Origin of the sequence: Mycobacterium sp. Root135, assembly GCF_001426545.1 — a bacterium.
Lineage (GTDB): Bacteria > Actinomycetota > Actinomycetes > Mycobacteriales > Mycobacteriaceae > Mycobacterium.
The window spans coordinates 373,409-384,506 of the sequence record NZ_LMEZ01000006.1; the positions used below are offsets into that span (position 1 = coordinate 373,409).

An 11,098-nucleotide genomic window follows, 5' to 3' on the forward strand; every position below is an offset into this window, starting at 1 on the left:
CCTCAGTCGGCCTCGATCGGGTACGGATGCGCGGTGTCGGACTCGTAGCAGATCGCGAAGGGCTTGTTCGTGATGAACAGGAACGTGACGTCGTTGTCGGCGGTGGCGCCGTGCTCCATCCAGCCGCCCTCGGGGAACCAGACGAAACAGCCCGGTCCGTATTCGCCCTTGTGCGTGTTCAGGATTCCGTCGAGGACGTACATGCCGTGAGCGTGCGGGTGGGTGTGCCACACGTTGGTGAAGCCCGCCGCGTACCGGAGCATGAAGACCTGCATGCCGGTGTCGGGATCGGAAAACAGTTCCTTGGAGGGGATTTCGGCACCGATCTGCGGGACGACGAACATCGACCACGGCATGCGGCTCGAGTCCGCGACGGTGAGTTCTATCTGGTTGCTCGGCACCTTCACGTGACCCGGTTCCTCTCGACATCACCCGCGTCCGTCGCGGGAGTTCGAGCAGAACTTTAGGAATCCTTTGTTTCCGAATGGTTTTCGCAGGATTACGGTCAGTTTGCGTGGGTGGCCAAGGCTTCGCGCAAGAACGGCGTGGAGTCGGCCATCGATGCGAGGACGGTGCCGCTGTGGTCTTCGTCGGGGTAGACGTGCAGGGTGACGTTCTGATTGTTGGCGACCAGCTGGTGATAGAACGACAGGGTCGACTCTGGCGGCACGTCGCGGTCGAGGAGACCGACACCGAGGAAGATGGGTCGGTCGAAACCGGTGGACGGCGTACCCATGAATGCGTACAGCGCGTCGGCCATGCCGGGTATCGAATTCAAGGGTGCGGTGAAGAAGGCTGCGGGCGTCATATTGGAGAGTTCCTCGGAAAGCGCTAGCGTGCAGACTGTTTCGGCCCGGTCTGCGGCGTTGCGTCCGGCAGGACTGAGCACGCCGTCGACGTCGAGGTCGGGCCGTGCCTCGCGCAGCGCGGCAAGGATGTAGGCGGTGTAGGCGTTGGCGATCGGCCCGAGCTCGGGCAGCTTGAAGTCCGGGCCGGTCTCATAGACGAGCTTGTCGATGTTGGCCGGAGTGCCGGTCGCCACCACGCCCCGGTAGTCGAGTTCGGTGCCCTGGCTGAATTCGGTGGCCCAGCGGGCGCTGCTGATGGCAGCGCCGCCGCCTTGGGACTGGCCGACGATGGCCCATCGCGGTGACAGTGGCAGACCCATGTCGTGGGCGGCGATCACAGAGTCCACGACGCCGTTGGCGGTGGTCACGCTGTTGAGGTAGCTCATCAAGCCCGGTGTTCCCAAGCCGGCGTAGTCGCTGGCGACGACGGCATAGCCCTCGCCCAGCCAGTGCGAGAGGTACTCGTCGTCGCGCGGGGTACGTGGGAACGCGGAAGGCGTGCAGTCGTCGCCGAGGCCGACGGTGCCGTGCGCCCACGCGATGACTGGGAACCCGCCCTCGGGCGCCGGACCGGGCGGCAGGAACACCGCGCCGGTGCTGACCGCGGGCCTGTCGTGCTGGTCGACCGTGGAGTAGAGCACGCGGTAGGCGGGGCCAGCGCCGCTCAGCGACAGGGCGGGATCCAACGGCACGGACTCGATGGTGGTTCCCTGCGGAGGTATCGGAGCGGCGAACGCGCGAGCGTCGAGCCCCGACCAGTCCGGCACGTCGGCATGGGCGGGGGCCATCGGAAGAACCGAGAACGCCAGCACGAGAAGCGCCGACAGTCCAGTCACACATCGCGTCAATCCCATGGCCAGAGTCAACCAGACGGCTGGCGAAGACGTGGCACCTTGCGCGTCAAATACGCACGGCCGCCTGATCGATCACATGATCGGTTGGCGTCGGTTGTCGAATGCGCCGAGGAACGTGCAATGTGCCGAGCGCGGTCGACGACCTTCGATCGTCGAATTGCCAGTTGCCGGAAACGAATCGACGCTTCATCGGCCGTAATGGTGGGTGACTCACTAGGCTGAGTCGATGATCTCTCGAGCCACCGCGCAATCTCGCAGCCGTCGCAAGCGCCGCGGGCTTTTGCGCCGACTCGTCGGCGTCATGGCCGCCGCTCTACTCGCTGCCGGAGCCACGGCGCCCTCCGCGCTCGCCGCACCCGACCCGACGGCGCCGGCTGACTTCGTGTCGCTGAGCGACGTCGATCCCACGATCCTCTACGACATCCGGTACGCCACTCCGCACAACTTCACCGGTGATCCCGTCGACGGCTACCTTGCGCCGATGTGCATCCTGACGCGGACGACCGCCGAGGCGCTCCAACGAGCTCAACGAGAGTTCCTCGAACAAGGCCTCACGCTGAAGGTGTACGACTGTTATCGGCCTCAGCGAGCCGTCGACGACTTCGTCGGGTGGGCCCAGGATTTGCCGGACCAACGGATGAAGGCCGAATTCTATCCTCGCGTCGACAAGTCAGATCTGTTCCGCGACGGCTACATCGCCGAACAGTCCGGACACAGCCGCGGCAGCACGATGGACCTGACTCTGGTGCCGCTGGCGCAAGCGCAGACGCGCCCGTACGTGCCTGGTGAGCCATTGGTCGACTGCACGGCGCCGCAGGCGATTCGGTTCCCCGACCAGTCCGTCGACATGGGTACCGGTTACGACTGCTTCGATACGCTGGCCCACACGTTGGATCCGCGGATCCAAGGCGACCAGCTGAAGAACCGGCTGCTACTCAAGGACGGCTTGGAGAAGCAGGGGCTGGTCAACTACGAGAACGAATGGTGGCACTTCACCTTCCAGCCGGAGACTTACCCCGACACGTACTTCGACTTCCCCGTCGAGCAGGCCTCCCTCACCGGCTGACGCGCGGCGGGACCGTCACCAAACACGCAGCGGTGCGCGGTGATACCCGGGATGCCAAGGCACGCACCCAGCTCGTGGGACACCTTGGCGGGCAGCCGCACCGCCTGCGCGCCTCTCCGACGTGAAGCACGTGGGCCGCGGCACCTTGCCGGTCGCAGGACGCTGCCAGCATCACGCGTCGCCCATCGCCGCGGCGATGACGAGTTCGGCGGCTGCGTCAACGCGGGAATCGTCACGGGTGACGAGTACGTCCTGACACAGGCCCCTCAAACCGGAGACGACGAGTGTTGCGCGAATCCTCGCGTCGCGGCGCCCATACCCGACTGACACCAGAGCGTCGCTGATCGGGTCGAGCATCACCGCGACCGCCGTTCGGGCGTAGGGACCGTAGGTCTCCGGGTCCGTAGTGGCGAGGCTGAGCACCTGCAACAGCATTCGTACGCTGCGCCGCTGATCCCCGCGCGTCAACCCGCGCCACAGCGTTCGCGCGGCACCGCGGAAGTCGTCCTTCGTCGCGACGTCACGGAATATCTCCCCCACCTTGGGCCGGCTGGCGTCGAGCGCTTGGGTGAGGAGTTCTCCACGATCGCCGAAGTAATACAGCAGCATTCGCTTGCTCGTCCCGAGCGCCTCGGCCATCGGCGCCAACGACATGTCGTTGACGCCGTGTGTCTCGAGGTACGCCACGACGTCCTGGAGGAGCTCCGCACGTTTCGCGGGATCGGGTGCACGAGCCATGCCTTGACCGTACCGATCGGTACGCGTACCGTCAATCATGTGCCGATCGGTACATGAATACTGTAGAGAGGCTGTGGGTCATCATGGGTCCGACGAAGGTGGCAGTCGTAGGAGCGGGAATCGGTGGCTTGGCCACCGCAAGCGCATTGAGCCACAAGGGGTTCGACGTGCACGTCTACGAGCAGGCGCGGCAACTCGGCGAGGTCGGTGCGGGAGTCGCGCTTGGCGCCAACAGCATTCGCCTGCTCGACCGCCTCGGCCTGCAGGGGCCGCTGCAGGACTACGGGCCGCGCTGGACGCAGTGGAGGTTCAGCGATGCCGGCGGGCGCGTGCTCACCGAGCAGGCGATGGACGGCAGGGTCCTCGGAATGTATCGGCCCGACCTCATCGCCATGCTGACCGAGAGCCTCCCGGAGGGCACCGTGTCCACCGGTCGCAGGTGCGTGGGTTTCCGTCAGGACGCCGATCGCGCGATCGTCGAGTTCGCCGACGGCGAGCACATCGAGGCCGATCTCGTAGTGGCGGCCGACGGCATCCATTCCGTCCTGCAGAGCCACGTCGTGGAGCCCAGCGACCCCGTGTTCTCCGGAAGCATCGCCTACCGCGGCGTCATCCCCGCTGATCGGGTTCCGGACTATCCCGCCACGGTTTCCACGATGTCGATGGGCGAGGGCAAGCACTTCCTGATCTTCACGCTGCGAGGCGGGCAGCTGATCAATTTCGTCGGCTTCGTTCCCAGCGACGACGAGATGCGCGAATCATGGTCGGCACCGGGTGATCCCGCGACATTGGCTCGCGAGTTCGCGGGCTGGGACCCGATGGTGCAGCGTGTCATCAGTGAGGTCGACACCACCTTCCGGTGGGGACTCTACGACCGAGAGCCGCTGTCGCAGTGGAGCAATGGTCGTCTGATCCTGTTGGGAGACGCCGCCCATCCGATGCTGCCGCACATGGGCCAGGGTGCGAACCAGTCGATCGAGGATGCCGTCGCCTTGGCCGCGGTGCTCGACGGTGTCGACCGGGCCGACGTACCCGACGCCGTGCTTCGTTACGGGTCGCTCCGCCGCGACCGGGCCGCGCAGGTTCAACGCAATTCACGCAACGGTGGGCTCGTCTACGACAGCGCCGACAGCCCGGAGCGCGACGAGAAGTTGCGCGGCACCGTCGCGGACCTTCTGTGGTCCCTGGACTACGACGTCGAGGCCGAGGTCCAATCGTTCCTGGCGACGGCGCGAAGCTAGCTTCACATGTCGCGGCCGCCGGTCACTTCGGCAACCGTGGCGATCATGTCCGAGGACAGGTTTGAGGCGAAGAACAATGCGACCAAGGCAATTTCGTCGGGCTCACCGGCACGCCCCATGGGGACCTCGGCGAGCTTCTGCTCCCAGACGCGGGCCGGCATCGCCTCGGTCATGGCCGTGCGAATCACAGACCACGAACATCGACCACGGGATGCGGCTCGAGTCCGCGACGGTCAGTTCTATCTGGTTGCTCGGTGCCTCCACGCGACCCGGCTCCTCTCGACATCACCCGCGTCGGTCGCGGGGATTCGAGAAGAACTTGGAATCCATTGTCTCCGAATGGTTTTTGCAGGTTCACGGTCAGTTTGCGCCGGTGAGGGACTGCTCCGCCCCGCTGCCGTCAGGACCTTTCGCCGACCACACCGGTAACCGCCTTGACGGTTGCACCCCGTGGTCCCACCTCGATTGAGAACGGATTTCGTCAGGCGGGTGAATTGCTACGTGCCGTCGGCGCCGCGTTCGCCGTTGCCCGCGCCGCCGGTGCCTCCAGCGCCACCCGCGCCGGAGTTGTTGCGGTTCGGCGCACCGGAAGTGGATCCGCCGTCGCCGCCGTCGCCGCCCACGCCGATCTGGCTGTTGCCTCCCTTACCGCCTTTGCCCGCGTAGTTGGTACCCGAGCCGCCGGTGCGGAAGGAGTCACCGCCTGTCCCGCCATCGCCGCCCGTGCCGGACTGGCTGTCGCCACCATCACCACCGTTGCCGCCGAAGTGGAAGGACCCGGAGTCATCCGTGGATGACAGCAGTCCGCCGTTCCCGCCGTTGCCGCCGGGGCCACTGACCCCGTTGCCACCCCTACCGCCGGACCCGGCGCTGTTGTTCGTGCCGCCGACGCTGATGCCGGCACCGCCGTTTCCGCCGTTGCCGGCAACGGCACCGTCGGCACCGCGCGTGCCCGACGCTCCGACCGAGGCGCCGGTGCCGCCGATACCCGCCTTGCCGCCGGCGCCGACGTCACCTCCGTCACCGCCACCACCAGCGGTGGCGGAGGCCATGGCATCACCGCCGTTGCCGCCGTCACCACCGTTGCTGCCGGTACCGCCGTCCGCCCCGTTGCCGCCGTTGCCCATGACGCCGGCCTGCATGCCGTCGGCACCACCCACGCCACCGGTCCCACCGGTCCCCGCGGCACCAGCCGCACCTGAGGACCCGACCGCGCCGCCGTCGCCGCCGTTGCCGCCGTCCTGACCGGCCCCGCCGTCCTGACCGTTCTCGCCAGGCAAGCCGTCCACCCGGTCTCTGTCGGCCGACTTACCGTCGTCGCCCTTCGCACCGGCGACACCGTCCGCGCCGCGCACGCCGTCGCCGCCGTTGCCACCACTGCCGCCGCTGCCACCGTTACCCCCATTGCCGTTGACGCCCACCGTGCCGGCCGCACCGAAAAGGGATGAGCTACCACCGGCACCCGCGTTGCCACCCGCACCGCCGGCGCCTCCGGTTGAACCTGCGATGCCGTTCTTGCCACTTTCACCGGCCGCCGTGCCGGACAGACCGTTTGCGCCCAACCCGCCATTTCCGCCGTTTCCGCCGGTGCCGCCCGCTCCACCGGCGCCGCCATTGCCGATGAGCAGACCGCCCGCGCCGCCCCGGCCACCTGCGCCACCGTTACCGCCTGCGACACCCGACTGGCCCGCCGCACCGTTCCCACCCGCCATCGCGGAGCCACCGTTGCCACCGATTCCACCGTTGCCGATCAGCAGTCCACCCCGCCCGCCTGCGCCACCGGTCATCCCCGATCCGAGCGCGGCGTTCCCGCCGGCACCACCGAACCCGATCAGCCCGGCATAGCCACCCGCTCCGCCATTGGCGCCACGGCCACCCGATCCCAGGAGAAGGCCACCGTTGCCGCCGTTGCACGCCGAGCCTTCGCAGTCTGCGGCGGCGTCGGCACCGTTGCCGATGAACAACCGAATGAAGGACCCGACCGGGTCCACCGGAGCCGACGCTGCCGTCAGTGGCGCCACGCGCGCCTGCGGAGCACCGAACGCGTTCACCAAAGCGGGCGTCACGACGCCGGCTGATCCGATCTTCAACAGGCACAACGGATCTGAGCAGGGGCTCGGCGCCGCAGGCCCGGCCGTGCTGAGCGCCACTGACCCCTGGTCACGGGAATCGGCCATCGCCCACGGGGAGGCGATCATCGCGCCTGCCCCCAACGCGACTGCCAACGCACCGACCCGACCGACGTAACGAACAACACTCACCGCGACACTCCCCCGCACCGTGCGGCAGGCAGGTCCCAGCGCATCCTGACAAGTATGGGGTATCCCAGTTACCGCGTCGCCGATAGCTGGGTATTGGGTTCGTCGGCGTCGGCGTCCGGCTCAACAAGGTGCCGCAGCACCGACCGTCGGCACCGGAGCTCTGCCGATTGATGGAGGACGACTCCACGTTCAGATGTAGGGCGACGGGGACTTGAACCCATCTCGCTCGCGACAGGTGTTGCCCCATAGTGTCCTTACTTATCGGAGCTCTCGATCCGTTCCATCATCGCCTCCAGGTGTTCGCTGACCACCTCTGCCGTGAACCCGTGCGGCTCGCCGATTGTCATCGTCATGTGGTGGCATGCTTTGTCGGCCCGTGCGATCACATCGGCAATGTCTCCCAAGTCGTCGAGCATTCGCTGCTGGCCACTGCTTGTCATGAAATTCTCGGCATGCTCACGAAAGAAACGGTGGATTAGGCGATTTCGCTCAACAACAGCTTTCCGGCACGTTTCGAGGTCCGCTACATCGAGATGTATATCCCGGCTGACTTCATTGACTAAGGCGCCGGCCGTCTTCTGGAATAGATCTGCCATGAACCGATCTACGGCCGCGGTCGTCAGTTTTTGACCGATCGTTCCAGCGACGGTCAGGAGGTTGACGAGCGCATGATCAAATACTTGAGCCTGGTACGCCACCAGCCCAAATCGGGCGTACACCTCTTTCTGGCGAAGCCCATCGTCTGGAAGTTCGACGATTCGGTCGAAGCCGCGCGTGTCAGGCATGAGGCGGAAGGCTATGCCGCCTGTCACCGGTCGTCTAGCCATTTTGATCGACGACCAAAATCCCAAAACTGGATACGCCGCAGCGTCAGGACACCGCCAAGAGCGAAGCAGGTCTGCACACTCCACCGCTGCCCCGCTTCGCCGTCAACGTCCTGAAGGTGCGGCGCCAGATGCTGTTCCTCGGCCAACACACGATGATTTCCTCCTCGACGGCACATACGTTCCGAGCCCCGAACAACTCAGATAGGCAATGTTGGCGGTGCGCCACGACCTCGGCGTGCCGGACGTCACCACGCACAGTTTCAGGAAATCACTCGCAACCTTGATCTACGACGAGGGCTTTCCGCGCGAATCGGAGCCGGCCACCTTGGTCTTACGAACATCTCGATGACTCCGGACAAGTACATGAGCCGAGGTCGGGTCCACACCCAGGTGGCCGGCCTCCTCGACAAGTTGGTCAGCGATCCTGACGATTGACGGGAATAGCCCAAATCAGCATCCTTGCGTTTGAGTATGCATTTCGTAGGTTATTGACTTACGATATGCATACTCAAGGAGCAACGACGATGCGCAGCCACAGCACTCCGATCCCATCCGAGCTCGCACGGGCGCCGATGAAGACCGTCCGGCCACGCGACGCCGGCGACGTCTACGCACATCCGCGGGCCGAGTTCGCCCGGCTCACTGAACGCGGACTCCTTCACCGCGTCGCCAACGGCTACTACATCGTCGTCCCGCAAGACATGGTCGGTCGACGTTGGATGCCCGGCTTGGAAGCGGCCGCCGCGGGTATCGCTTCGGCGATCTACGGGGCGGACGCGGTCGTGGCGATGGGACCAAGCGCAGCCCGGCTGCATGGCGCGATTCCCCGCGCCTTGGCGACGGCGACGATCGCGGTGCCCCGGCAGCACCGCGAGATCGAACTGTCGGACCGACCGGCAGTCGTGCGATTCGTCAAGCGCGACACCGACCGCCTGGACGCCGAACGCATCGAAACAACCTTGGGCCCCGCGTTGGTGACAACACCCGAACAGACCGTCCTCGACCTTGCTCACCGGCCAGACCTAGGCAGTGTCGACGTCGACGTCCGATCGGCGGTCGTCGCCCTCTTGGCGCGCAGCGACCGGCAGAGAATCTCCGCGCTCGCGGTCGACCAGCTGCGAGTCGCCTCACTGCGTCGCGCCGAGGACTGGGCACGAACGTGAACATCGACGAACGCGACTTCGTGGCAGCACAATTCGGCGTAGCCACCGAGCAAGTCGAACGCGACCACCTCATTTCACACCTACTCGCATTTCTCAGCTCGGCTGTTGGAGACCGTGTTCACTTCATCGGGGGCACCGCACTCGCACGTGCGCACCTGCCGGACGGACGGCTCAGCGAGGACATCGACTTGATTGCCATCGACGATCGAAAGTCCGTAGCTGCCACACTCGACGCCGCGCTCCCCCGCGCACTGTCGCGGTCGCACGGACGGCTCACCCTCGAGCCATTACTTGGCAGCATCGCGAGCACCCTGCCCGCGACCCTTCGAACGGCCAGCGGGCTATCGGTGCGAATTCATTTGCTTTCCTCGCAAGACAGGATCGTCTGGCCGTCCGAACGGAGGGTGCTCGTCCAGCGCTATGCCGACGCACCTGCGGCGGAATTAGTGGTACCAACGCTGCCCGCATTCGCCGCTTCGAAAACGTCGACGTGGGCCGACCGAAAGGGCGCACGCGACCTCTGGGACCTGTGGGCGCTGAGCGTACTGGGCGCAATCGACCGACTGGCCTCGGACCTTTACCGACGCTACGGGCCCACCAATCATCCGCCGACATCGCGACTGTTCACGTCGGCACCGACCGACGCCGAATGGCAGTCTCAGCTGGCCGGGCAGACCCGAATCACGATCTCCGCGGAGCAGGCCGTCGTGGCCGTGCGGGACGCCTGGCGCGCGGCCGTCGCGTCCAACCGATGAATGAGCGATGACTCGGCCAGGCTGATCTTGAACAGCCTCTGACGTAGGGCGACTGGGACTTGAACCCAGGACCAACGGATTTGCGATCTGCGGCTCTTGGACAGTCCGGACAACCCTCGTTAGCTATTGCCTCACAACAGATTTGACTTCACTCAGAGTACGAGCGATTCCGAGCGATTCTCGCCGAATCGTGGACATATCCGCCGAATAAGCGTCGACTGCCTAAAAGCGTCAGCCGTGCTGGCTGACGTACAAGCGGTTGCCGTCGAAGTCACGAAAACTGAACATCAGCGGAACCGACTCCCAGCCAAGATGCTCACCCACGTCGAGTCCCTTCGCAGCAAGAGCGGCTCGCGCGTCGCGGGTCGCGGGTCGCGGGTCGCGGGTCAATAGTCGGATGCCCGTGTCGACCCCCGTCGGCAATTCCTGTCCGGTCAGCACTTCTACAATCGACGCGTGACCGGCGGGTGCGGCCAGCTCGATCCACCGGAAACCAGGCTGCAGTTCGGTGTCCATCGTCGTGGTGAAGCCAATCTCCTCAAACAGGGCTTTCGTGCGGTCCTGGTCGGCGACGGGTACTGCAACGCATTGGATGCTGGTGATTAGTTGGTCTGTCATACAGTGTGGACCGCCATCAGCTCACCAAGTCATCGAACGTCGACGACGGCTACACGTGGAGATCTTCATAACTCCGACCGCCGGAGACCTCTGGGTTATGAGCTGCGTTGACGGTCACAAGCCGAATCCGTGTCGATGCCAAAGGGCTGCCGTCAATGCGCAGATTGCAGCATCGAGAAGGTCCTCCCGGTGCTTATAAGCCGTGTGGTCTATCGGAGACGGCTCGTCCAGCCGCCTTACGTGACGACGTTCGACCGCAGGTCGAGCGGCGGGTCTACTCATGCACTCCGACAGGGCAGTCAGTTCCGGTCCGCACGTTCGTCCATTCGTTTGGTCACGACAATTACGGGCTACATGGGCCGAGTCGGTGCGTGCGGTGACAACACTGCAATTGAGTCCTTCTTCGCCCTCGTTAAACGCAACGCCCTGGATCGGCACGGGCCGGTCGACCCGGGCACAACTACGATTGGAGATCGTCACCTGGATCGAGGGAGACCTACCACCGCAAGCGACGGCAACGCCGACTCCGACGGCTCACTGCGGTCGAATTTGAGACATCAATAAAGTCGCTCACGCCGCTTGAACCGCCCACCTCAACCAGACAACTGAACTGGGGGCATTCTCGAGAGCGCAGTGACCAGAGTGGGTGGGTTTACGCCCTGCGTGCAATGTGCGTCGTTCAGTAGAGTTGCCTAATGAACCACCGCCAGATGCACGTCGGCAGATC

General features: G+C 65.2%; 10 protein-coding genes and 2 pseudogenes. 5 read left to right on the forward strand and 7 right to left on the reverse strand.

The annotated features are described in order from the left end of the window. Positions 1-2: 2 nt before the first annotated feature. Together ASD37_RS18470 and ASD37_RS18475 are read right to left on the reverse strand one after the other, a co-directional pair. A complete protein-coding gene (locus ASD37_RS18470) occupies positions 3-407 on the reverse strand; it encodes a cupin domain-containing protein (protein WP_200959925.1) in 405 nt (134 codons plus the stop codon). Positions 408-505: 98 nt separating this feature from the next. Next, positions 506-1,702 carry a S9 family peptidase gene (locus ASD37_RS18475; RefSeq protein ID WP_056554388.1) on the reverse strand — a complete coding sequence of 399 codons (1,197 nt, stop codon included), beginning with the start codon at positions 1,700-1,702 and terminating at the stop codon, positions 506-508. Positions 1,703-1,928: 226 nt separating this feature from the next. On the opposite strand from ASD37_RS18475, the gene ASD37_RS18480 reads away from it, so the two are divergent. Further along, positions 1,929-2,768, forward strand: a complete 840-nt coding sequence (locus ASD37_RS18480; protein ID WP_082570236.1) for a M15 family metallopeptidase — start codon at positions 1,929-1,931, stop codon at positions 2,766-2,768. Positions 2,769-2,939: 171 nt separating this feature from the next. On the opposite strand, the gene ASD37_RS18485 is transcribed toward ASD37_RS18480, so the two are convergent. Next, positions 2,940-3,506 (reverse strand): TetR/AcrR family transcriptional regulator, encoded by a 567-nt coding sequence (locus ASD37_RS18485; protein WP_056554394.1) that lies wholly within the window; start codon positions 3,504-3,506, stop codon positions 2,940-2,942. 53 nt (positions 3,507-3,559) lie between these two features. On the opposite strand from ASD37_RS18485, the gene ASD37_RS18490 reads away from it, so the two are divergent. Further along, complete coding sequence (locus ASD37_RS18490) at positions 3,560-4,747, forward strand: FAD-dependent monooxygenase (RefSeq protein ID WP_156720960.1); 1,188 nt, start codon at positions 3,560-3,562, stop codon at positions 4,745-4,747. 2 nt (positions 4,748-4,749) lie between these two features. Here ASD37_RS18490 and ASD37_RS18495 read toward each other — a convergent pair. The 3 genes and pseudogenes from ASD37_RS18495 to ASD37_RS18510 all read right to left on the reverse strand — a co-directional run. Next, positions 4,750-4,935: pseudogene (locus ASD37_RS18495) on the reverse strand (SDR family oxidoreductase); the annotation flags it as partial. A 309-nt stretch (positions 4,936-5,244) separates the two neighbouring features. Beyond that, a complete protein-coding gene (locus tag ASD37_RS32610; RefSeq protein WP_156720961.1) occupies positions 5,245-7,008 on the reverse strand; it encodes a hypothetical protein in 1,764 nt (587 codons plus the stop codon). Positions 7,009-7,262: 254 nt separating this feature from the next. After that, on the reverse strand, positions 7,263-7,793 hold the full coding sequence (locus tag ASD37_RS18510) for a hypothetical protein (RefSeq protein ID WP_156720962.1): 531 nt from the start codon (positions 7,791-7,793) through the stop codon (positions 7,263-7,265). Positions 7,794-8,359: 566 nt separating this feature from the next. On the opposite strand from ASD37_RS18510, the gene ASD37_RS18515 reads away from it, so the two are divergent. Both ASD37_RS18515 and ASD37_RS18520 read left to right on the forward strand, forming a co-directional pair. Then, complete coding sequence (locus ASD37_RS18515; RefSeq protein ID WP_056554411.1) at positions 8,360-8,998, forward strand: type IV toxin-antitoxin system AbiEi family antitoxin; 639 nt, start codon at positions 8,360-8,362, stop codon at positions 8,996-8,998. Further along, entirely contained in the window at positions 8,995-9,753 is a 759-nt protein-coding gene (locus tag ASD37_RS18520; protein WP_056554414.1) for a nucleotidyl transferase AbiEii/AbiGii toxin family protein, read from the forward strand. Before ASD37_RS18515 ends, ASD37_RS18520 begins: the two co-directional genes overlap by 4 nt. Before the next feature lie 231 nt (positions 9,754-9,984). On the opposite strand, the gene ASD37_RS18525 is transcribed toward ASD37_RS18520, so the two are convergent. Next, positions 9,985-10,371, reverse strand: a complete 387-nt coding sequence (locus tag ASD37_RS18525; RefSeq protein ID WP_056554416.1) for a hypothetical protein — start codon at positions 10,369-10,371, stop codon at positions 9,985-9,987. Between the two features lie 291 nt (positions 10,372-10,662). On the opposite strand from ASD37_RS18525, the pseudogene ASD37_RS32325 reads away from it, so the two are divergent. Further along, positions 10,663-10,925, forward strand: a pseudogene (locus ASD37_RS32325) (integrase core domain-containing protein); the annotation flags it as partial. Positions 10,926-11,098 lie beyond the last annotated feature (173 nt).